The organism is Myxococcus sp. XM-1-1-1 (assembly GCF_020037095.1).
Classification (GTDB): Bacteria; Myxococcota; Myxococcia; order Myxococcales; family Myxococcaceae; genus Myxococcus; species Myxococcus fulvus.
In genome coordinates, this window is the sequence record NZ_JAIQDH010000019.1 from 188,415 (window position 1) to 209,407 (window position 20,993).

The following is a 20,993-nucleotide window of genomic DNA, read 5'->3' on the forward strand; positions in this document are numbered from 1 at the left end:
ACAGCCCTGCCGGGTTCGACAGGGGAGTCCGGAGCTCGAAGCAGGCAGCGCGGCGGCCTTCCGTGGGGAGGGCCGCCGTCTGCATGCTGGGAGGCACCGTGGCTACTTGGGCGCCACCGTGCCGGTGAACGTGCCACTCAGGTCCCCGAACGCGTGGAGGCTGAAGACCATGGTGGACTGGAACTCGAAGGGGGTCGTCTCGGGATAGCCGCCTGGGTCCACGGTGCCCCTGAACGGCTGGCTCTCATGTGAGACGAAGTCGAGCGGAGCGCCGCTGCCCACGCCCTCAATCAGGAAGGTGCTGAGCACCTGATACCCGTTCGGGAGGCTGGTCACCCTGAAGAGGAAGGAGCGCCCCTTGAAGAAGGGGGACACGTGCTTCTCCAGCAGGGCCCCGTCCGGTCCGCCGAACTGGACGAAGATGGGGCCGGTCTCCACGGAGAGGGCCTTCGGGCCGCCTCCCTCCCTGACCACGCGAGAGGTCTCGAAGCTGATGACGAAGGGCACGCTCTTGCCCACCAGCGACGCGAACTCGGAGTCCGGAGGACCTTCGTGCTGGGTGAACGTCAGGGTGCCTGAGATGGAGCCCCCGTTGTCCACCTGGATGCCCACGTCCACGCCGCCGCTGCCCGCGAGCTTGAAGAGGTAGCGCACCTCGGTGAGCTTCCCCTGGATGACCGAGAAGGCCAGCACGGAGGGCGACAGTCGCTGGGCGCTCAGGGGCGTACCGGGTGCCGACAGGCGCTCCAGGTGCCAGCTGCCCCCCAGCTCGATGGTGTAGTCGCCCTCGATGAGTGGCACGGTCAACGTGTCGGCGGACGTGTCCGAGATGAACACCGTCTGGGCGCCCGTGATGTTGAACGTGGCGCCGACCAGCTTGACCGCCCCCTCGGGGCTCTGCGCCGTCAGCGGCAACCGCAGCGTCCCCTGGGTGGCTTCGGAAGGCGGCTCCAGCCCGACTCCATCACCGCAGGCCACGAACATCAGCGCGAGGAGACACGTACCCCACCTGCTCAGTCCCATTCCTTGACACTCCTGTATTGAGAGGAATCACGGGTAGGGACGAGTGCCGCGTTCGTCAAGTGTGGGGCTGCTCGATTCGTGGCGCCGCCCGCCTCCCAGACCCCGTGCGGTCCACGGAGTGCCCCGGCGCCGTGGGTCGCCGCTACGCCAGCGCGACGACGGCGCGATCACAGCCCACGTAGAGGGTGCCGTCGGCGATGAGCGGTGCCGTCGTCACGCGATAGGGGGCCCTCCACCGCCAGCGCTCCGTCCCGTCCCGAAGCGTCCAGGCGTGTACGGCGTTGCGGGCCCCCATGTAGACGAGTCCCCCGGCGATGGTTGGTGAGGCTGTGCTGGCGGGTGGTTTGTCGAGCGCGACCGACCAGCGCTCCTTCCCGGTCTCCTCGTCCACGGCGTGGAGCCTCGAGTGATAGCCGGTGAAGCACACGACACCGTCCGCGACGGCGGGCGCTCCCCAGAGCGCGCCGGGCGTCTGGTAGGCCCAACGCTGCTCGCCGCTGTCGAGGTCGAGCGCGTGAAGGCGCTGTCCCAGTCCGGACAAGGCATAGACCGTGTCGCCGTGGACGGCGGGGGCTCCGCCATGGCTCATCGAACCGGTCTCCACCGACCAGCGCTCGGCCCCCGTGGCGCGGTCGAGCGCGACCACGTGTCCCTGGGTGAAGCCCTGGCAGGTCCCGACGATGACTTGCTCTCGCGTCACGCTGACCGCGGACTGCACGCTCCCGCCACAGCGGAGCTGCACGCGCCATTGCTCGGTCCCCGTGCGCGCGTTGATGGCGAGGACCGCGCCGGACCGGGTCCCCACATAGACGACGTCGTCGACGACGATGGGCGAGGAGGTCGCCTCGGAGTCGCATGAGACGCTCCAGCGGAGGGCGTGCGTGCCCAGGTCGACGGCGTGACACTGCCCGCCGCCGACGACGAAGAGCAGGCCCCGCGCGACCATCGGATGCGAGAGGCTCTCGGGGCTGGCGCCGCCGACCCGCACGCTCCAGAGCTCCTTCCCCTTCGCGAGGTCGAGCGCGTAGAGCCTGTCGTTGTCGTAGTTCGCGAACAGCACGCCGTCGTGGATGGCGGGCGTGTTGCGCGTCGTCACGAGCGCGCGCGGCGCGAACTTCCAGTGGGCTCGCTTGACCGCGAGCGGTCCGGTTCCCTCGAAGTGTCCGGTCCGCGCGGCATTGGCGCCGAAGAAGATGGAGCGAGATGCGTCCGACAGAGGGGGTCTCCGGCCTGGGGGGGCAGTGGGGCACTGGCCCGGGTGTCAGCTGATCAACTCCGTCGCTCGGAGCTCACGGAGGAACCCCTGGGGCGTCAGACCCGTGAACGCGCGGAACTCGGCGATGAGGTGCGCCTGGTCGTAATAGCCGGCGTCGGCGGCGATGTCCGCCCAGTGGGCGTGTTCGTCCTCGGATGCGGCGCGCAGCGCGCGATGGAAGCGGACGAGCCTGGCGAAGGCCTTGGGACCCACGCCGACGGTTTCCCGGAACACGCGACGCAGATGTCTGTCGCTCACCCCGATGTCACCCGCGACGTCGTTCACCGTGCCGCTCGAGAGCCGCTCGGCGGCGTCGAGGGCGAGTCGTGGGTGGGCGCGGCGTCCGTCGGTGCGCGCGAGGCGTTCGGCGATGGCGCGCTCCAGGATGTCCGCCGCCTGGGCCGTGTCGTCGGTGTCGCCGAGCCGCTCGAAGAGCCGCCGGGCCGCGGCATCGCCCCACAGGTCCTCGAGTGCGACGATGCTTCCGGCGAGGGCGGAGGCCGGGACGCCGAGCACCGCCTCATGCGCGCCCAGGTGGAGCCGCGCCGTCACGGTCCGCTGTCCGTGGTGGATGTGCTTGCGACGCACCCGCTGCATTCCGCCCATCGCGTGTGCGTCCAGGCCCCTTCGCGCCGCCGGCCCGAACCGAACGACGAGATGGACCTCGGGCCGCGGAATCAGGAGGCCCCGCACGTCGTGGTCGCGCTCGTCCACGAACAGCGCGGCTACAGCGGACGCGACCGAGGCGCCCGGCGCGATGTGATGGCGATGGACAAGGCCCGCATGCATGCCCTGACTCTGGCCCGCGCTCGACGGCGGCGCAAGCGTGGGGGCACGTGTCCGTTTTCTCCAATCCTCGCCGCGCCTGGGCGGGCGAAGGTCGGCCCATGAAAATCCTTGTCACCGGAGCGACCGGAAAGGTCGGAAGCCGACTCACCCAGCGACTCGCCGAGCGGGGCCATGACGTGCGTGCCCTCGTCCGTGAGCCCACACGCGCTGTCTTCCCGAAGGAGGCGGGGGTGGAGCTCGCCCAGGGCGACCTGCTCGACGCGGGCTCGCTGGTGCCCGCCGTGCGCGGCGTCGACGCCGTGGTCCACTGCGCCGCGTTCTTCCGCGGCGCGACGCCCGAGCAGGCGCAAGCGGTCAATGACCTGGGCACGCAGCACCTCGCGGCCGCCGCACGTGCCGCGTCCGTGAAGCGCTTCATCTTCACGAGCACCGGCCTGGTCCATGGCTCGACGGGGGGACGGCTCGTCGGCGAGGAAGACTCCTGTGCGCCGACCGTGGCCTATCCGGTGAGCAAGCTCGCCGCCGAGCGCTTCCTCCTCGGAGTCGAAGGGCTCGACGTGCGGGTGCTGCGCCTGCCGTTCGTGTACGGCGACGGGGACCCACATATCGAGGAGGTGGTGCCGATGATGCGCGGCTTCCCGGCGGCCCAACGCATGTCGATTGCCCACCACGCCGACGTCGCGCAGGCCGTGGCACGCCTGCTCGAGGCGCCTTCGCCGGCGCACCGCATCTACAACGTGGTCGACGACGAGGCGCCTGACCTCGCCACGCTCTTCGCATCGGTGGGGCAGCCCCCGCCCGATGGCTCGAACGCCGAGTTCGCGCGCGCTTTCGACGTGCTCCTCGACGGGCGCCGCATCCGCGAGGACCTCGGGTTCAAGCCGGTGTTCCCCCGCCTCGCCGACGCGCTCGCGGCGGGTGCATAGAACAGACGTGCTCCCGGAGCAGCTTCAGCCAGCGAGCCCCGACGCATTCCGCCGAGCCGTGCGTCAGCGCGGGGATGCCGTCGGGAGTTGCTGACCCAGGAAGACCTCCGCGGCTCCCGAGCGTCCGTGGGCCTCCGCCTCCCGGTGGTGGAAGGCTTCCAGCATCGGTCCCACGCCCTCCGCGCCTCCGAACTGGAAGCCCAATTGGGTGCCGTAGCAGAGGCAGCCCTCCACCTTGGTCGTCAGGTGCGCCGTGATGTCCACCGCCAGGGGCCGCGGCTCCCGAGGCAGCGCCGGGTCGGGCTTCGCGCCCGGCTGGCGCACGGCGTAGGGCGTGTCGCGGTAATACCAGACGCGGTGGGACGGGATGCCCAACCCCCGCGCCGCGCGCACCACCTGAACGTGGTCCACGTGGCTCCCCAGCGCCTGCGGCACGAAGACCCGGCTGGGCGTCAGCTCCCACAACACCGGCTTCAGACGCCGCGCCACCTCCGCCTGGATGGCGTCATCCTCTCGCGGGGGATGGAACAGCGCCTCCGCGCTCGCGTAGCCCCGGTGCGGCGCCTCCTCCAGGTCCGCCCACGCCAGGACGTCCACGCCCAGCCGCTTCGCGAACGCCCGGTCCTCCTCTCGCCGGAGGGCCATGTAGTCCACCTCCGGCCCCAGCCCCTTCTCTGTCTGGCATTTCAGCGCGAAGCCCCGGGGCTCCGGCACCGAGCGCGTGAAGACGGTGATGAGCGCCACCGTCCACCCCTTGGCCTTCAAGGCCGCCAGTGTCCCCCCACACGAGAAGGCCACGTCGTCCAGGTGCGGCGACACGAAGAGGGCGGTGCTCATAACAGGTGCGGCGCCGCCCGGAACCTGCACGAGGGGTCCGCGCTCCGCTGCGTCGTCGCCGGGTCATACACGTTCGTCCACCGCGTGTCCGGCCGCGTGCCGGTCAGCGCCTTGTACACCCCCTGAATCTGTCGCCCCACCGTCCGCCACGAGTACAGCTCCCGCACCTCGCCGAGCGCCGTCGTCGCGAGCCGTCTTCGCAGCGGCGCGTCGTCCATCAGCCGCCCCATGGCCTCCGCCAGCGCGACGCTGTCTCTCGGCGGCACCAACAGCGCGTCCCGCCCGTCCTCCAGGCAGTCCACCACCCCCACCGCCTTCGTGGACACGATGGGCAGCCCCGACGCCATCGCCTCCAGCAGCGTGTTGGAGAACCCTTCCGAATACGTGGGCGACACGAACAGGTCCCCACTCCGGTACAGGTCCGGCGCCTGCGCGTAGGTGGACACGCCCGTCAGCTCCACCGTGCCCCGAAGCCCCTCCGCCTCCACGCGCGCGCGCACCGCCTCCACGTCCGGCCCGATTCCAGACACGCGCAGCCGGAACCGGCGCCCCTCCGCCACCAGCCGCTTCGCCGCGTCCAGCAGCTCCATCACGCCTTTTCGCGCGTCCACCCGGCCGTGGTACAGCCACACCGGCACGTCCTGCGGCTCCCCCAGCCTCGACTCGTTGCGCGGATGGAAGCGCTGGGTGTCCGTGGCGCCCGGGACGATGGTGAACCGCTCCAGCGGCGTCCCATGGTGCCCCCGCACCTCCTCCGCGAAGGACCGGCTGCCAATCAACAGCGCCCCCGAGTGGCCCAGCACCGCGAGCATCGCCTGCTTGTGCGTCCCACAGCACGTCCCCACCCAGTGTCCGTCACCGCCCTGGATGGAGACGACGTTGGGCAATCCCAGACGCCGCGAGGCCTCCAGCGCCGCCAGGCCACAGGGATAACCATACTGGGCATGGATGAAGTCGAAGGGCCGGCGCCGGTGCTCGCGAACCACCGTCTCCACCAGGTCCTCCACGTCTTGCTCGAAGCTGGCGGGCTGCCCCTGGTTGATGCGTTGCTCGCCCCGGGATTCGCACCCCAGCACGTGCGCGCCCGGAATCCCTGGCGGAGGCCCGCCCCCATACACCGCCATCCCCGCGGCGTCGTTGCGGTACTGGCTCACCATCGTCACGTCATGCCCGCACGCGACCAGCTCCCGCACCAGGTTGAGCGCATAGACACTCATCCCCGAGATGGCCGGGAAGAAGCGCCGGGAGATGAAGCAGATTCGCAGCGGGCTCACGGTGTTCACGCCGCCACCTCCGCGCCCGTGGGCAGGCGTGCCCTCAGCCACTCCAGCGCCCCGGGCACCATCTGATGCGCCCGGTGCGCATCCCTGGACAACTCCACGCACACCAGCCGGTCGTAGCCCGCGCGCGTCAGCTCCCGCAGCACCGACGGCACGTCCACGTCCCCCTCGCCGAACGGCAGGTGCTCATGCACGCCGCGCTTCATGTCCTCCAGCGCCACCGTGCCCAGCACCGGCGCGAACTCACGCACCGCCTCCGCCGGCGCCCGCTCGCCGGTCACCAGCAGGTGCCCCACGTCCAGGGCCAGGCGGACCGGAGGCGCGCCCGCCGCCACCACCCGCGCCTGCAGCAGGCTCCAGCCGTCCACGGTGTCCACCAGCATCCCCGGCTCCGGCTCCACCGCCAGCACCACCCCGCGCGCCGCCGCGTACTCCGACAGCCGGGCCACTGCGTCCACCAGCCACGGCCAGGCCGCCTCCTGCGTCACCTCGGCGCGGGGCACCCCCGCCCAGAAGGACACCGCTTCACCCCGACACGTCGCGCACACGTCCACCGCGCGCTCCAGGAACTCCAGGCGCCGGGCCCGACCCGCGGCGTCCGGCGTGATGAGCGTGGGCTCATGCTTGCGCCGGGGGTCCAGCAGGAATCTCGCCCCCGTCTCCACCACCAGCCCCAGCCCCAGCCGCTCCAGCAGCGCGGCGAGCTGGCCGCTCCGCTGCTCGAAGTCCGGCGCGAACGGGTCGAAGTGGTGATGGTCCAGCGTCAACGCGACGCCGTCGTAGCCACTGTCCGCGATGAGGCGCAGCGCGTCCTCGAAGCGGTGGTTGGACACGCCGTTGGTGTTGTACGCGAAGCGCAGCGCCATGGCTCATTGCCCCCCGAAGCGACGGCTCGTGCGCATCGCGTGCACGGCGTGACGGTCCGGCTCCCGGTAGAGGGGATACAGGCGTCCCACGCGCGCCTCGGCCAGCCGCGTGTCGAACCAGGCGGGACCGCCCAGCCGCGCCTCGGCCTCCGGGGTGAGGCGCACCGGCTGCGCTCCCGGCGGCGGCGCGCCCAGGCCCGCCAGCGGCTCACGGCGCTCGAGCAGCCGCGCCACGTTGCGCTCGCCCAACCGGCCATAGGTCATCGTCTCCACCTCCAGCCCCGGCACCACCACCTTCACCACGTGCACGGGGTGGCCCGGAGGCGACAGGTCCGCGACCAGGATGTCGAAGCCCGCCGCGTGGAGCTGCTTCACCACGTGGTCGCACCGCCGCGCGGGGTCCTCCATCCCCGGCACCTGGGGCAGGTCCTCGAAGCGCACGGTGCGCCGGCGCAGCAACGTGCACGCGGTGAGCTCGCGCAGCGCCGAGGCCGGCAGCTGGGACCACTCCGCCATGGCCTGTAGCGCGCGGGGCTCCTCGGAGGCCACGTCCACCAGGGGGACGAACTGCTCCATGTATTCCCGGGGCGCGACGCGGGCCACCTCGCTCATCGGGCCGTGCGAGACGGCCTTGCGCGCCCGGGAGCCCGCGAACTCCAGCAGCGCCTTGCGCAGCGCCCGGTTCCGGTCCGGGTCCGTCGCCTCGCCGCAACCCGTCACGAGCAGCGGCTGGTTGCCCACGGACAGGTCGTGGCCCACCACGTAGACGTTCACGAGGCCGAAGTCGGTGCTCGCCAGCTTCGCCAGCACCTCCACGCCCGCGCGCTGGTAGCGCCCCAGCAGCTCCCGCACGTCCGGGTCCAGCGCCGCGCCCTCCAGGTCCAGCACCACGCCCTGGTCCAAGGCGCGGAACTGGAGCCCGTTGCCGTCGCGCTGCAGCAGCTCCAGCAGCGCGTGCGCCAGCGCCTGCTGCCGCGTGCGTCCCGCGCCCCGGCCGTTGGTCAAGGGCCTGGCGAGCGGCGTCTTCCCGTGAAGGTTCCCGGGCCGCACGGCGATGAACTCCTCGGGCACCAGCACCCGCTCGCCGGTGGACAGCCGCTTCATCTCGCCCCAGACGAGCGGCATGTCGGGCCGGTAGGGACTGCCCGCGGGCAGGCTCAGGGTGAGGGGATTGACCACCGCCTTGGGGCCGAAGGTGGCCACCAGCTCCGCGTAGGTGCCGTGCACGCGGGGCATGCGCAGCAGGGCCTGGTCCGCGCAGACCTCCTCGGCGAGCTCTCCCAGGGCCCCGACGCGCGCCTCCTCCTCGGTGGCGCCGTAGCCGTTGGCGTGGATGATGTCGCCGGGGCGGTCTCCCATCCGCAGGCTGGCGGAGACCACCGGCACGCCCAGCCGGTCCAGCGGGTCGATGCGGAAGATCGGGAACGCTCCCGGAGGCATGACACGGAAATAGGCATCCAGGGCTTCGGTCAGGCTCATGACAGCTCCTCCAACGCAATGGGACGGGTGTGAGGCATGCCCGTGAGCAGCCGGTCGAACAGCGCCAGGGCATGCTCGCGGGTGACGCCGCGCGCGAACTCGAACGGGGTGAAGACGTTCTCGAACGGGAGCCGCTCGAGCACCGCGCGGTAGCGGCGCAGCTCCGCGTGGCTCAACGGAATCGCGTAGTGGAAGCCCTTGTGACACGACAGCGCCGTGGGGCGGCCGCGCGCGTCCAGCTCCACCTTCAGCGCGTCGCCGCAGAACAGCGAGCGGGTGCGCGCGTCGTACAAGGCCGTCTGGCCTTCGTAGTGCCCCGCCACGCAGTGCAGCGTCAGGCCCGGTGCCAGGGTGTGCTCGTCATCCACCGGCCAGCGCACCTGGAAGGCCTTGCTGTAGCGGACCGCGTCCCGGTGCAGGACGAGCAGCGGGTCGAAGCGCTCCTGCAACTGCCACAGCGCCCCGAAGCCGTGCGGGTGCGACGCGGACAGCACCTGGATGCCGCCCAGCGTCTCCAGGAACTCCAGCGCCGGCCGCGAGTACCAGGGCGCGCCCTCGAATGCGACGTTGCCCTCGGGGCGGCGCAGCAGCCACCCCGTGGAGCCCAGGCCGAAGCGCGGCGCGCAAGAGAAGCCCCAGATGCCGGGCAGCGCCTCCTCCCAGTGCGTGCTCAGGCGCTCCGATACCTGGCCCGTCGTCTGGAACTCCCAGCCGTCCGGCGGCAGGGCGTTGCGCACGTCCAGGCAGGTGGGGCAGCCCGCGGGCGGCTGGCGAGCAAACCCCGGCTGCCAGGTGCCGCAGTGGGTACAGGCATAGCGGGTCAGTGACATGGGGGAAACGCCTTCCCGGCGTGGAGCGCCTGCGACAGGAGCCCCACGAGGCGCACGTCGCGCTCCGGGGCGAAGGGCTGAGGGCGGCCGTCCAGCACGCAGTCGGAGAAGGCCTCCACCTGGTTGCGGAAGGGGCTCTGGTCCTCGTCCGGGGACAGGGGGAGCCACGTCTGCTCGCCCGTCGTCGCGTCGGTGAGCGACAGCGTCCCGCCGGGCGTCTGCCCCATCGTCTTGTACGCCAGCGCGCGCGCGCGGGTGCCGATGAGCTCCAGCGTGCGCCGGGGGTACGCGTCCGGGCAGTTGTAGGCCACCTGGAGGACGCCCAGCGCGCCGCCGCGGAACTGGCCCATCAGCACCGCGCCGTCGTCCACCGCGTAGTCATGCACGCGCCGCTGCGTCATCGCGACGAGCGACTGCCATTCATCCCCCAGCACCACCTCCAGCAGGTCCAGCCCGTGGGGCGCCAGGTCGATCATCGCTCCGCCGCCGGCCCGCTCCGGGTCGATGCGCCAGTTGTCGGGCGCCCAGTCCGCGGGCAGCCAGCAGGCGTAGTGGATGCGCGCCTGGGTGAGGGTGCCCAGCACGCCCTCCTTCACCAGCGTGCGCAGCTTGCGGTGCGCGGCGTGGTGGCGCTGGTCGAACGCGGTGGCGTAGTGCACGCCCGCGCGCCGACACGCGGACAGCATGCGCAGCCCGTCCTGCGCGGTGATGGCCATGGGCTTCTCGCACAGCACGTGCTTGCCCGCCGCCGCGCACGCCTCCGTCATCGCCGCGTGCAGGTGGTTGGGCGTGGCGATGTAGACGGCCTCCACGCTCCGGTCCGCCAGCGCCGCCTCCAGCGCGGTGTGACGGACGACGTCGTCCGCCGGGATGCGCATCAGCGCCTCCGCGTCCGAGTCGCACAGCGCCACCAGCCGCGCGTTGCGCGCGCCCTGGAGCGCCGGGATGACGTACTCCCGCGCCACCAGACCGCACCCCACCACCGCCCAGCCCAGCGTGCGGCCTCCTGGCTTCGCCCCGGACATGTCACCACCTCTCTGGAAGGTTCAAGAGCCACCGCCGCCTGACGAGCGCGGCCCGCTGCTCGGGCGTCGCGTCGGTGGCGGCCCGCCGCAGCAGGGCCGCGTCCCCGGGCGCGTCCGAGCACAGGTAGTGGGCGCTCGCGTACTCGGCGGCCAGGCCAGGCGTGGGCCACGCGGGGCGCACCCGGCCGTCGTGCGCCTCCAGCAGCGGATTGGGGCTCAGCCTCGCGCCCGGCACGGCCACGCCGAAGTCGATGGACCTGCGTCCCGGCGTCGGGGGCCACGCGAAGCTCAAGGCCTCCGCGCGCTCCAGTTGGGGCAGCGGGGTATCGGCCACGGCGCCCCCGTCAAGGAAGCGGGTGACGAATCCAGCGTCGTCATAGCAGGCGGCCCCGGGCATCAGCGCCGCGTATCCGGCGGGGTCCAGCGGCGTGCCCCCCACGCCCCGCTGGTCGACGTGCCGGTTGTGGGCATGGCCCACGAGCACGCGGCCGGAGGGCCCCGCAACGCGGCGCAGCTCCGCCAGCGCGCGGGCCTTGTCCGACAGGAAGTAGAGCGCGTCGTGACACAGCACGGTGGCGCCCTCGAGCGGCGCGATGGGCAGGTCCGCGGCCGCGTCCGCGCAGAGGAGCACGGCCTGGGGCACGATGAAGTGACGCGCGAGCCACAGCTTGGCGAACACCACGTCCACGCCCACCACGGGGGTGCCCCGCAGGGACACCTCGCGCAGCACCTGGCCGATGCCACACGCCAGCTCCACCACGCACGGCGGCGCGTCCCAGTGCTGCGCCATCAGGCCCAGCGCGCTCAGGAAGGTGGGCGCGGATTGCCGGTGCGCGAAGTAGGGCGCCACCGGCCCGAAGCCCAGGTGCTCCATGGCCTCGCGAAGCCCCATCGTCCCCGACTCGACGCCCGCCACGACGGCGGCGGTGGAGGACAGGGGCGGGGGCGGCAGGCGCGCATGGTCATCCTGGTCCCGCAGCAGCAGGGCGCGCGCGTGATGGCGGTCGCCTCGCTCCAGCGCGCTCACCACGGCCTCGCGCAGGGCCTCCCGGCCGGTGCGCAGGAAGGGGATGCCGTCCACGACGGGCCAGCACGTGGCGCCATCCGACCAGAGCTCGGGCGACACGCGCGTCAACGGCAGGCCCGTGAGGGGATGGCGCGGATGCGGCGGCGGCGCGGCGGTGTCCCACGGCTGCCTCATGGCCACACCTCCGCTTCGCGAAGCACGTCGTTGCCGAAGGCCTGCAGCGGGCCGGGGTGGAGCAGCTCCAGGTCCTCCAGCGCCTGGCGCAGCGTGAAGGCCGCCGCGCGGGCGTGGGCCTCCAGCTCCAGCACCCGGTCCAGCGTGTCCGCGGCGTTGAAGGCGCGCGCCTCCGCCGAATCCACGTTCCCGGTGAGCGTCAGCGCCTGGCGCACGGCCTCGCGGAGCCGGGGCGGGAGCTGTGTCAGGACCGCCTCGGCGAGGCGCTTCATCAGGGGCTCGAGCAGGTCCCCCAGCAGCGTCTCGCCGCTGTAGCCCGCGTCCGGCAGCGCCGCGTTGAAGAGGTGATGCGACAGGCCCGCCAGGAAGGGCAGGGCCGGGGCCGCGCCGAAGTGGGGGGATACGAGCACCGCCCCCACCGCCACCGCGTAGCAGTGGTCGGCGTGGCTCTCCTGTGGTGGCACGACGAGGCGTGCCCGGCCGGGGAACGTGGCCCCGGCGCGGGGTTGGTGCACCAGCCGCTCCACGAACGCCGGCGGCGTGCCGGGGGTGGCGTCGGAGGAGGGCATCAGCGCCAGCGACAGCTGCTCGCGCAGGCCTGGGTCCAGCGGCCCCGCCACCGCGTCCAGGCCCCGGCGCAGCACCCGCGTCGTGTCCAGCGGGGACAGCCCCGCCCGCTGGAGGAGGTCCGCGTCCAGGCCGCACAGCCGCACCGCCGCCACCGCGCGCGCCGTCTCCTGGAGCGCCACGGTGCCGGGGTCCATGCCCGCCGCCAGGGCCGCCCACGCGCGACGGAAGCCATGGGCCGCCAGGCCCTCCGGATGGTCCGGAGTGCGGGTGCGCTTGAGGTCCATCAGCTCCGACAGGAGCGGACGCAGCTTCGCCAGGCGGCCCGGGGCCGCCGCCGAGTCACGCGCGGGTGTGTTCATGGTGGTGTCAGCCCCTGATGCGCTCGGGGGCGGACTCCGTGCGCTGCACGCGGCCCTTGGACAGCCACGCCATCAAGCGGCGCTGCTGCTCGGCCATGGCGTGCTCCACCGGCTGGCCGTCCGGCGACATGGGGGCCTTGAAGAAGCACCCCAGCGCGTCGATGACGCCGCCCTCGCCCCGGCGCTTGGCCAGGTCCAACGTGCGCGCCAGCTCCACCACGAGCGGCGCGGCGAGGATGGAGTCCTTGCAGAGGAAGTTGAGCTTGAGCTGCATGGGCTGCCCGAGGAAGCCGGTGACGTCGATGTTGTCCCAGGCCTCCTTGTTGTCCCCGCGCGGGCGGTAGTACTGGATCTGGACGATGTGGTCCTGGACCTTGTAGCCGAGGATGCTGTCCAGGGCCGCGCCCTTGGTGTCGAGCTTGTTCTGCCGCGACGCCGGGTCGTCGAGGGCCTCGCCGTCGCGGTTGCCCAGGATGTTGGTGGAGTACCAGCCGTCCACGTGCAGCGCGCGATCTCTCAGCGCGGGCGCGAGCACCGTCTTGAGCAGCGTCTGCCCCGTCTTGCCGTCCTTGCCGGCGATGGGCGCGCCGGTGCGCTTCGCCAGCTCGAGCAGCGCGGGCACGTCCGCGGCGACGCTGGGCGTGAAGTTGGCGAACGGCACGCCGTCCACGATGGCCGCGTACGCGTAGAGCATCGCGGGGCCGATGTCCGCGTCGTTCGCGTCCAGGGCCTTCTCGAAGGACTCCGGCGTGGCGAACTGGGGCCGGGTGAGGTCCACGCTCTTCTCCGTGGAGGCCAGGTTCACCACCACCACGCGGTCCAGCTTCTCGTCCTTCTTGAAGCGGGCGAGGTCGTCGCGGATGGCCTGCACCTGCTCACGCAGGGAGCGGGCCTTCTTCGCCGTCGTGTCGACGATGTTCTTGCAGAACCTCGGGTTGGAGGCCGCGGCCCAGGGGCGCATGCGCTCCAGCGTGGGCGTCACGGCCGCCAGCTGGGCCTCCGTCAGCACCGCGTGGTTGCGCGCCGCCTTCGCCAGGTCCTCGTCGAACAAATCCCAGCCGCCGAACGTGAGCGCGTCGTACTCCACGAGCCCCAGTCCCTTCACGTCCGCCAGCGGCAGCCCTCGCGTGTCCACGCGCCCCCGGCGCAGCAGCTCCATGCCCGCCACCGCCGTGGTGGCCACCGCTCCGCCCAAACCGACAATCGCCACTCCCAGCCGCTCGTTGCCCGCCATGTCTGACGCTCCCACCAACCGCCGCACCCTGGGACTCGCCGCGGTGGGTCCGGGAGCGCTCCGGGGTGTCGGGCGCCTCCGGTGTCCCGGATACTCCGGGGACTCACACGCTGCGAGAGTTCCGGGAAAGTCGGCACCTGGGTGGGTGCTTTCAACTCTGTCTCCGGGGCGTGCCGAATGTCGGATGCCAGCGGCGTGTATCAGACGTGTCGAAGCTTCCACCCGCCCCTGCGGAAGAGGGCGGCGCTCGTCAGACCCAGCGCGCCGTAGGTGATGGCGATGGCGACGAACGCGCCCGTGGGGCCCCAGCCCAACGGATGGCAGAGGACATACGCCAGGGGCAGCTGGAGGCCCCAGGAGAAGAGGGCGTTCACCACGGTGGGCGTGGTGGTGTCCCCCGCGCCGTTGAAGGCGTGGGGCAGCACGGTGACGAAGGCGTAGAGGGCGAGGCTGCAGCTGACGATGCGCAGGCAGCGCACGGCGTGCAGGGCCACCTCCGGCTCGGAGGTGAAGCGGTGGATGAGGGGCTCGGCGAAGACCAGGAAGCCCACGGCCACCACGCCCAGGAAGCCGAGCGTGTAGAAGCTGGCGCGCCACGCGGCGCGCTCGGCCCGCTCGGTGTCGCCCGCCCCCAGGCTCTGACCCACGAGCGTGCCCGCGGCGTGGGACAGGCCCCAGGACGGCTGCTGGGCGAAGAGCAGGATGCGCATGGCCAGCGTGTAGCCCGCGAGCGCCGTGCTGCCGAAGGTGGCGACGATGCGCATCAGCACGAGCCAGCTGGACATGCCCAAGAGCGACTGGAGGATGGCGCCGCCGGACAGCTTGAGCAGCGAGCGCAGCGTGGAGGGCTCCACGCGCAGGTGACGGCGGCGCAGCTCCAGCCGGCCGCTGCCCTGGAGCAGGCGGTACAGCTGGTACAGCACGCCGGTGCCGCGGCCCACGGTGGTGGCCACTGCGGCGCCGGTGACGCCCATCGCGGGCACGGGGCCCAGGCCGAAGATGAACAGGGGCGCGAGCACGATGTTCACGGAGTTGGCCAGCCACAGCGCGCGCATGGAGGTGGCCGCGTCCCCCGCGCCGCGCAGGATGGCGCTGATGAGGAACAGCAGCATGATGATGGGGAAGCCGCCCAGCATCAGCCGCGCGTACCCCAGGCCGTGCGTCACCACGCCGGGGGATGCGCCCATCGCGGTGAGGATGGGGCGCGCGAAGAGGCAGCCGGCCAGCGCCAGCGGCACGGACAGGGCCAGTCCCAACCCCAGGGCCTGAACGGCGGTGCGCGCGGCGCGCTCCGGGTCCTTCTGGCCGATGCGGCGGGAGACGAGCGCGGTCGCGGCGACGGCCAGCCCCAGGGGCACGGTCCGGAACAGCGTGAGCACGGCCTCGGTGAGGCCCACGGTGGCGATGGCGTCCGCGCCCAGGCGGGACACGAAGAGCACGTCCACGAGGGCGAAGATGGACTCCATCACCATCTCCAGCACCATGGGGACGGACAGCAGCAGGAAGGCGCGGTCCACGGGCCCGGTGGCCAGGTCCTCGGTGGAGCCGCGCACGGCCTGCCAGCAGAAGGCGAGCAGGCCCCTGATTCCCGAGGCGGCGGGGGAGAAGGCGTCGGGTGGGGGTTGCGTCATGGATTGGGCGTTGCAACGGGACGTTGCGTGCCTTTCATCCCGCGCGGCTCCCCGCCTGCCGGTGCCACGGTGCTGGGCGGCGCGAGCAGGCGTCCGACGACGGTTCGGCCTGGAAGGGGCCTGCTCGGACGTCAGGTCGCTCGAAGTCCACGAGAGGCTCCGAGAACCCACCTTGTTGGAGTCAGCACGGGCCCTTCGATGGACGCCATGCCGGACAGCGCGCTCCCGTCCGTTCAGGTCCTGGACGGGAACGCGGTCGCTCCGGGCTACTTCCGGGAGATCTTCCCGTCCTTGATGATGATGTTCGCGTCACCGTCGAAGGTGATGGTGGTGCCCTGCAGCGTCACCTTGCAGGGCGACGAACCCTGGATGGAGACCGAGGACGTGGTGCTGGCGGAGAACTTCACCGGGTCCTGCTTGCTCCCGCTGCACACGGCCTCGGCGGCGTACGCCTTGGAGTCCTTGTTCTCGTAGCGGAGGGTCAGGGACGCCGCGGCGGAAGTGGACACGAGCAGGGTGAGGGCTGCGATGGCGGTCTTCATGGTTGCGGGCTCCTTGTGTTGTCGAACCGGGAGCATCTTGACCCGTGACCCTGACATTCCATCCGGCGTGGAGCGCGCTCGACGACGCGACGACCGTCAGCCGGTATCGCCGAGCGTGTCCCGAACGGCGTCGGCCAGCTCACGCACGGGCTTCAGCAGTTCATACAGTTCGATGGTGGTGCGCGGGACGGCGATGACCGCCACTGTCAGGACGCCGTCCTCGATGGAGAAGTGCTCGAAGGCGCGGGCCAGGTTCAGCAAGGGCTGCTTCATCTCCGTACGGAGGAGGAAGGTGCGGGCCTTGGGCGTGACGTTCCTCAGGTCCAATGCATTATCAAGGCTGGCATCTCCAACATCCTCGTCCTTGTTGCCGAACAGCCGGAGGACCGTATCCCCCAGCGTCTCGGGTCGGATGACCACCTCGCGCGGAAAGCCGTTGCCCAACCCGTGCCGGACGATGGTGACGATATGGAAATGTCTGCCATATCCCCGGTGCTCGGTCTCCACCGTGATGGACCGCCCGGCATGGCGGCCCTTCATCTCCATCGTCCCCGCCGAGTACATGAACCCGGACCTCGCCATGAAGGACCAGCCGCGAGTCTTCGCGAAGCCCTCCCAGACCTGGAGTTGCTGCTTCCAGTGCTTCCAGCGGATGTAGCCGATGATGCTCGCGACCCCCAGGCCGACGCCGAAGACGCTGGCGAAGATGCCAATCTGAATCCCGGTCATTCCTGGGATCATTTCTCCTCCGAGCCGAAGTCGTGAGCCCAGTACGCCCTCAGGATTCGCGCGAAGCTCTCACGCTGCCTCGCGACGGAACGACGCAGTGGGTCTTGCGCGGAGAGCCAGAACGAGTTGAACCGCCGCGGGTCCTCGAGCAGCACCTCGGCGAGCGCCTCGAGGAAGCTCCGGACACGCTCCGGCTCCCGTCGCGCGGAGGGCGGCAGGTGTTGCCCGAGGCCGGTCGGGTAGCCATCCCAGTGGTGATAGACCCCACGCCAGGGGCGCTCCGAGACGTGCTCGGGGAGGCCCGACCCCGACGTGTACACAGCGATTGCACCAGGAGTCGACATGGGATGGAGAGTGTATTGTCTCCATTCCCTGGCTGTGAAGGCTTCACGGCCTCGGGGAGCTCGCACACAGGAGGATGTCCTGGGGTTCGGCCTCCTGGACCTCCACCCATGACAGCGGGGGCAGGGCGCCCGGCACCGGGAACACATCGGGTCCTTCGTGGGCAAGCTCCCCGTCAGCTCGGACCCCGGGAGGAGGTGCTCGCCCGATGACGCTCGAAGGCCGCCAGCGCGCTCGAGGCACCCGGATTGGGAATCGCTCACGGAGGGGAGTCTATCTCCCCGTGGCTCGTGACGACGACCGCGCCCGGCTCCACCTGGCAGACGCTGTTGCAGCCGTCCCCCGAGGGCTGATTGCCGTCGTCACAGAACTCCGCGCCACCCTGCACCCCGTCACCACAGACGGGCCGCAGCGAGGTCTCCACCGCGTCCACCATCCGGGTCCCACGTCAACGCGGCTCGCGACACCGCATCCTCTGGAGGACGGACCTTCTCCTCCAGCGACTCCGTGCCACACGCTCCCAGCGACAACGCCAGCGTCACGCCCAACCCCAAAGCCCCGAGAATACCAGGACGGCTTCGCATCGAGTGTCTCCCCCCAGAGTGGGACGGCGCCCGAAGGGACTGTCCTCCCATGGAATGAACGGCCCCTTCCTGGCGGCCTCCTGCGCGGCGCGCAACATGGGGATGGCCAAAGTCCTCTGTTCATCAAATGACAAGCACTCGGGGGTCATCGACATGTGAAAGAATGGGGCATGTCTTTGAATGCCAACGAGTTGTCCACTGGCGTGTTCGTCCGCGGGCTCGCCAATCTCAAAACGCAGTTGATGAAGGCGGAGGAGCATGCCGCCGCCAGGGGTTGTGGTGACCAGGTGTTGCTGGACGCGCGACTCTCCGGAGCAGGTGCGGGTGATTCGCCAGCGGACCTGCACCAGTACACCCTCGCCGCTCAGGTCCACTGGGCCGCGGAGGGCGCCGTGTTGGCGATGGCGCGGCTGCTGGGAGAGTCACGGGTCCCTGCCGCGAACGAGGCGAGGAGCTTCGCGGAGCTCCATCACCGGCTCGATGCGACGATTGCGCATCTGCGCGAGCTGTCTGCAAGCGACCTCGAAGCGGGCCTCGAGCGAGAGGTCGTCATCGCGCACCGCCGTGGCTCGGTGCGCGCCAGTGGGAGGCAGTTCCTGATGGCCTTCGCGATTCCCCACTTCTTCTATCACCTGACCACGGCCTACGGCATCCTGCGCAACGAAGGCGTGCGACTCACCATGGGCGACTTCCTGGGCAACTGGGGCGAGCGTTGAGCGGGACTTCGCCCGCGCCGGGTGACGCCCGAGCCCCCTTCTCTCCTATACTGGGCGCCAGACGCCGTGCGGCTCCATCGTTGTCGTCCAGGGGGAGGAGTGCTCCATGTTCGCGTTCGACCAGAAGCCGCGTCCGTCGTCGGCGCATGCTCCTGCCCCGAAGCGTGAATCGCAGCGCCCGGCCGTCGCGCGCGCCGCATCGGAATCAGGTGGCGGATTGACGGCGCCAGTCGCTCCCGGTTCCCAGTTCGACTTCGCCCGCATCTCCATCACGCCGCCACGGATTCAACGCGAGCTGACCCTCGGCTCACCGGGGGACCCGTTCGAGCGCCAGGCGGACACCGTGGCCGATCAGGTCATGGGGACGCCGCAACCGGCGCCCGTCGGCTCGGGGCTGCACCGGGGGAATGGGGACGTGGGGGCATCGCGTGCGCTCGCGCCGCCGGTCGTCCATGAGGTGCTCGCCCGACCCGGGCGCCCGCTGGAGCCGGCCGCGCGCGACGCGATGGAGGCGCGCTTCGGTGGCGCCGACTTCTCTTCCGTGCGTGTGCATGACGACTCGCGGGCCGCGCAGAGCGCCCTGGCGGTGGGCGCGCACGCCTACTCCGTCGGTCGCGACGTGGTCTTCGCTCCCGGGCGCTACGGGCCGGGGACGGCCGCGGGAGATCGGCTGCTGGCGCACGAGCTGACGCACACCCTCCAGGGCGGTACGAGCACGCTCCGCCGGCAGCCCTTGGACACGCCCCTGCTGGGGGCCGACACGGACGAGCCGCAGTCACTGAAGAACAGCGTCAGTGCCACGAACCCGCAGGCCGCCCGGCTGGAGATCGCCAGGATTCACCGCTGGCTGGCGCGGCAGCCCCCCGGGGCCGACAACGCGACGATTCAACATCTGCGCGCCGAGCTCGCCCGCCTGGAGGCCATCGTCGGTCCGGCGTTGCCCAGGACGACGATGGCGGACGCGTTCACCTCCCTCTTCAACACGGAGTTCGCGGACGTGCTGAACGTCTTCGGCGTGCCGGCGGCTCCGCTGACCACCGCGCGGCTACAGGTGCTCTTCACGAGCACCCAGCGCCAGAAGCTGCGGGACTTCATCGTCTCCAAGCGCATCCCCGAGCGCCTGTTCAACGGCTCCGACCGGGGGGCGACCACGGCTCAGCAGCGCCTGCTCCTGTCGGCCCACATCCTCGCGAAGGGCATCTACCAGCCCGGCTCGTTCGAGCAGCGGGTGCATGCGCAGTTCTGCTTCCACTGGGTGCAGATCGTCCACCACTACGCTGGCGCCACCCCGCCCGGGTCCGGTTTCGCCGGAGGGGTGATGGGGTCCTTCGACCCGCTGGGCGCCGCGACGCTCAACACGGGGAGGTCGATTGACGTCACGAAGCAGGACCGGGTGTCGAAAGACAAGCTTCCCCTCGATGAGGCCGAGGGCGCCGAGATGCCCCCGTCCTGCGGCGCAGGACACCCGGGGCCGGCGCCGAGCACCGTGAAGCCGACCGACGAGGGCTTGGGGCCGCTGCACGAGGGCACGAAGCAGGCGGAGGCGGCGGAGAAGGCGGCGGCGGAGAACCCCGGCAAGGGGTCGAAATACTACCGGCAGCGGCATCTCCCCCTGGCGAAGCTCAACGACATCCAGACGGGAGACTGGCTGTACCTCTACAACGCCAACGCCTCGGAAGGGGGCGGGCACAGCGTCATCTTCTCCCACTGGGAGAAGAAGGATCTCATCCAGACGCCACCTGGAGCCCGCTATCACGTGGCCATCGTCTGGAGCCAGCCGACCCCGGCCAGAGGCGGCGTGCAACACAAGGCGAGGCTGGGCGACCGCTTCGTGCCCAATCCCGGCAACAACCTGGACCCCTACGTCACGCCCGTCACGCACATCGCACGGGTGACTCCCGACACGGGGCCCGCGCTCACCGCGGCGCAGATGCTGCCGGGCCGCACGGGCGCGGCCGCGACGAAGCTGGCGAAGGAGAACGCGGACTTCATCCAGGGCAAGAAGCTCAAGGGCCCGGTGAACCGCAAGAAGCTCGTGACGTGGCTCCAGGCCAGGAACGAGTCCTTCCTGGGCTCGCTGGGGACGCACCTGGACCCGGGACAGCTCGCCGTGCTCCGCGGCGTCAACCGGGGCGACGACCTGGAGGCGCTGGTCCGCCTCTTCCAGCGGCTGCGCACCCTGAGCACCAACGCGAGGGTGCTCGACGCGAACCTCCGCGCCTACAACGCGAAGCTGGACCCGAAGCACCAGGCAGCCAAGGAGGGCAAAGAGGCCGAGGTGGCGGCCGCGACCCGGAAGCTGCGCGCGGTCGACGTGGAGATTGAGGCGGTGGAGAGCGACCCTCGGGTGAATGACCCGACGCTCGTCCGCGAGCTGGAGACCGAGGCGGCCAACCTCCAGCGGCAGCTCTCGAAGCTGGGGGCGGGGCCGGAACGCGAGGAGCTGGAGATGCAGCGGGAGCGTTATCTGGCCAAGGCCGCCGCGGCGCGCGAGGTGCAGCGCAGGAGAGGGGAGCTGCGCGTCGGCCGCGACAAGGCGGTCAAGGCGCGCGACGCGGCGCAGGCCATCAAGCTGCCCTACGGTGTCGTGCACCCCGGCGACCTCGAGAAGCAGGACCTGCGCCGGCAGAACACCGGCCGTCTGGCGGACATCAACGCGGATATCGACTGGAGCGCGGTGGTGGACCCCGCTCCGACCACGACACCCAAGAAACCGTGAGCACGAACGGCCCTGGGGGAATCGGGTCGTTCGACGGCGAGCCTTGCCGCCCAGGC

General features: G+C 71.2%; 20 protein-coding genes. 3 read left to right on the forward strand and 17 right to left on the reverse strand.

The window, feature by feature from the left end; genetic code table 11:
- Positions 1-102: 102 nt before the first annotated feature.
- The 3 genes from K8640_RS30780 to K8640_RS30790 form a co-directional block, all read right to left on the reverse strand.
- Positions 103-1,023 carry a hypothetical protein gene (locus K8640_RS30780; protein WP_223750337.1) on the reverse strand — a complete coding sequence of 307 codons (921 nt, stop codon included), beginning with the start codon at positions 1,021-1,023 and terminating at the stop codon, positions 103-105.
- 142 nt (positions 1,024-1,165) lie between these two features.
- Positions 1,166-2,119 (reverse strand): PQQ-binding-like beta-propeller repeat protein, encoded by a 954-nt coding sequence (locus K8640_RS30785; protein WP_370640415.1) that lies wholly within the window; start codon positions 2,117-2,119, stop codon positions 1,166-1,168.
- 165 nt (positions 2,120-2,284) lie between these two features.
- The gene (locus K8640_RS30790) at positions 2,285-3,067 is read right to left on the reverse strand and encodes an AraC family transcriptional regulator (RefSeq protein WP_223750338.1); all 783 of its coding nucleotides are present in this window, start codon (positions 3,065-3,067) and stop codon (positions 2,285-2,287) included.
- A gap of 98 nt (positions 3,068-3,165) precedes the next feature.
- Here K8640_RS30790 and K8640_RS30795 point away from each other — a divergent pair, with 98 nt between their 5' ends.
- Complete coding sequence (locus K8640_RS30795) at positions 3,166-3,993, forward strand: NAD(P)-dependent oxidoreductase (RefSeq protein ID WP_223750364.1); 828 nt, start codon at positions 3,166-3,168, stop codon at positions 3,991-3,993.
- Positions 3,994-4,056: 63 nt separating this feature from the next.
- Here K8640_RS30795 and K8640_RS30800 read toward each other — a convergent pair whose 3' ends face one another.
- The 14 genes from K8640_RS30800 to K8640_RS30865 form a co-directional block, all read right to left on the reverse strand.
- On the reverse strand, positions 4,057-4,830 hold the full coding sequence (locus K8640_RS30800; RefSeq protein WP_223750339.1) for a PIG-L deacetylase family protein: 774 nt from the start codon (positions 4,828-4,830) through the stop codon (positions 4,057-4,059).
- Complete coding sequence (locus K8640_RS30805) at positions 4,827-6,113, reverse strand: glycosyltransferase family 4 protein (RefSeq protein ID WP_223750340.1); 1,287 nt, start codon at positions 6,111-6,113, stop codon at positions 4,827-4,829. The genes K8640_RS30800 and K8640_RS30805 overlap by 4 nt, the downstream gene beginning before the upstream one ends.
- Positions 6,110-6,976: a sugar phosphate isomerase/epimerase gene (locus K8640_RS30810; protein WP_223750341.1), complete on the reverse strand. Its 867-nt coding sequence runs from the start codon at positions 6,974-6,976 to the stop codon at positions 6,110-6,112. The genes K8640_RS30805 and K8640_RS30810 overlap by 4 nt, the downstream gene beginning before the upstream one ends.
- 3 nt (positions 6,977-6,979) lie before the next feature.
- A complete protein-coding gene (locus K8640_RS30815; protein WP_305070695.1) occupies positions 6,980-8,455 on the reverse strand; it encodes a YcaO-like family protein in 1,476 nt (491 codons plus the stop codon).
- Positions 8,452-9,285 (reverse strand): hypothetical protein, encoded by an 834-nt coding sequence (locus tag K8640_RS30820; RefSeq protein ID WP_223750342.1) that lies wholly within the window; start codon positions 9,283-9,285, stop codon positions 8,452-8,454. The genes K8640_RS30815 and K8640_RS30820 overlap by 4 nt, the downstream gene beginning before the upstream one ends.
- Complete coding sequence (locus K8640_RS30825; protein ID WP_223750343.1) at positions 9,276-10,310, reverse strand: Gfo/Idh/MocA family protein; 1,035 nt, start codon at positions 10,308-10,310, stop codon at positions 9,276-9,278. The genes K8640_RS30820 and K8640_RS30825 overlap by 10 nt, the downstream gene beginning before the upstream one ends.
- A gap of 1 nt (position 10,311) precedes the next feature.
- Positions 10,312-11,511 carry a class I SAM-dependent methyltransferase gene (locus K8640_RS30830; protein ID WP_223750344.1) on the reverse strand — a complete coding sequence of 400 codons (1,200 nt, stop codon included), beginning with the start codon at positions 11,509-11,511 and terminating at the stop codon, positions 10,312-10,314.
- The gene (locus K8640_RS30835) at positions 11,508-12,440 is read right to left on the reverse strand and encodes a hypothetical protein (protein ID WP_223750345.1); all 933 of its coding nucleotides are present in this window, start codon (positions 12,438-12,440) and stop codon (positions 11,508-11,510) included. The genes K8640_RS30830 and K8640_RS30835 overlap by 4 nt, the downstream gene beginning before the upstream one ends.
- A gap of 7 nt (positions 12,441-12,447) precedes the next feature.
- The gene (locus tag K8640_RS30840; protein WP_223750346.1) at positions 12,448-13,674 is read right to left on the reverse strand and encodes an inositol-3-phosphate synthase; all 1,227 of its coding nucleotides are present in this window, start codon (positions 13,672-13,674) and stop codon (positions 12,448-12,450) included.
- A gap of 200 nt (positions 13,675-13,874) precedes the next feature.
- Positions 13,875-15,305 carry an MATE family efflux transporter gene (locus K8640_RS30845; RefSeq protein WP_223750347.1) on the reverse strand — a complete coding sequence of 477 codons (1,431 nt, stop codon included), beginning with the start codon at positions 15,303-15,305 and terminating at the stop codon, positions 13,875-13,877.
- Positions 15,306-15,571: 266 nt separating this feature from the next.
- Entirely contained in the window at positions 15,572-15,847 is a 276-nt protein-coding gene (locus K8640_RS30850; protein WP_141329207.1) for a hypothetical protein, read from the reverse strand.
- A 96-nt stretch (positions 15,848-15,943) separates the two neighbouring features.
- Positions 15,944-16,576 (reverse strand): hypothetical protein, encoded by a 633-nt coding sequence (locus tag K8640_RS30855; protein ID WP_223750348.1) that lies wholly within the window; start codon positions 16,574-16,576, stop codon positions 15,944-15,946.
- An 8-nt stretch (positions 16,577-16,584) separates the two neighbouring features.
- Entirely contained in the window at positions 16,585-16,896 is a 312-nt protein-coding gene (locus K8640_RS30860) for a hypothetical protein (RefSeq protein ID WP_223750349.1), read from the reverse strand.
- Between the two features lie 281 nt (positions 16,897-17,177).
- A complete protein-coding gene (locus K8640_RS30865) occupies positions 17,178-17,354 on the reverse strand; it encodes a DUF4215 domain-containing protein (protein WP_223750350.1) in 177 nt (58 codons plus the stop codon).
- A 318-nt stretch (positions 17,355-17,672) separates the two neighbouring features.
- On the opposite strand from K8640_RS30865, the gene K8640_RS30870 reads away from it, so the two are divergent.
- Together K8640_RS30870 and K8640_RS30875 are read left to right on the forward strand one after the other, a co-directional pair.
- Positions 17,673-18,218, forward strand: coding sequence for a DUF1993 domain-containing protein (locus K8640_RS30870; protein WP_223750351.1), 546 nt, complete (start codon positions 17,673-17,675; stop codon positions 18,216-18,218).
- Positions 18,219-18,435: 217 nt separating this feature from the next.
- On the forward strand, positions 18,436-20,937 hold the full coding sequence (locus K8640_RS30875; protein WP_223750352.1) for a DUF4157 domain-containing protein: 2,502 nt from the start codon (positions 18,436-18,438) through the stop codon (positions 20,935-20,937).
- Positions 20,938-20,993 lie beyond the last annotated feature (56 nt).

Coding starts and splice junctions, on each gene's coding strand:
- K8640_RS30780 (WP_223750337.1), bottom strand. CDS start 1,023: ATGGGACTGAGCAGGTGGGGTACGTGTCTCCTCGCGCTGATGTTCGTG.
- K8640_RS30790 (WP_223750338.1), bottom strand. CDS start 3,067: ATGCATGCGGGCCTTGTCCATCGCCATCACATCGCGCCGGGCGCCTCG.
- K8640_RS30795 (WP_223750364.1), top strand. CDS start 3,166: ATGAAAATCCTTGTCACCGGAGCGACCGGAAAGGTCGGAAGCCGACTC.
- K8640_RS30800 (WP_223750339.1), bottom strand. CDS start 4,830: ATGAGCACCGCCCTCTTCGTGTCGCCGCACCTGGACGACGTGGCCTTC.
- K8640_RS30810 (WP_223750341.1), bottom strand. CDS start 6,976: ATGGCGCTGCGCTTCGCGTACAACACCAACGGCGTGTCCAACCACCGC.
- K8640_RS30815 (WP_305070695.1), bottom strand. CDS start 8,455: ATGAGCCTGACCGAAGCCCTGGATGCCTATTTCCGTGTCATGCCTCCG.
- K8640_RS30820 (WP_223750342.1), bottom strand. CDS start 9,285: ATGTCACTGACCCGCTATGCCTGTACCCACTGCGGCACCTGGCAGCCG.
- K8640_RS30825 (WP_223750343.1), bottom strand. CDS start 10,310: ATGTCCGGGGCGAAGCCAGGAGGCCGCACGCTGGGCTGGGCGGTGGTG.
- K8640_RS30830 (WP_223750344.1), bottom strand. CDS start 11,511: ATGAGGCAGCCGTGGGACACCGCCGCGCCGCCGCCGCATCCGCGCCAT.
- K8640_RS30835 (WP_223750345.1), bottom strand. CDS start 12,440: ATGAACACACCCGCGCGTGACTCGGCGGCGGCCCCGGGCCGCCTGGCG.
- K8640_RS30840 (WP_223750346.1), bottom strand. CDS start 13,674: ATGGCGGGCAACGAGCGGCTGGGAGTGGCGATTGTCGGTTTGGGCGGA.
- K8640_RS30845 (WP_223750347.1), bottom strand. CDS start 15,305: ATGACGCAACCCCCACCCGACGCCTTCTCCCCCGCCGCCTCGGGAATC.
- K8640_RS30850 (WP_141329207.1), bottom strand. CDS start 15,847: ATGAAGACCGCCATCGCAGCCCTCACCCTGCTCGTGTCCACTTCCGCC.
- K8640_RS30855 (WP_223750348.1), bottom strand. CDS start 16,576: ATGACCGGGATTCAGATTGGCATCTTCGCCAGCGTCTTCGGCGTCGGC.
- K8640_RS30865 (WP_223750350.1), bottom strand. CDS start 17,354: ATGGTGGACGCGGTGGAGACCTCGCTGCGGCCCGTCTGTGGTGACGGG.
- K8640_RS30870 (WP_223750351.1), top strand. CDS start 17,673: ATGTCTTTGAATGCCAACGAGTTGTCCACTGGCGTGTTCGTCCGCGGG.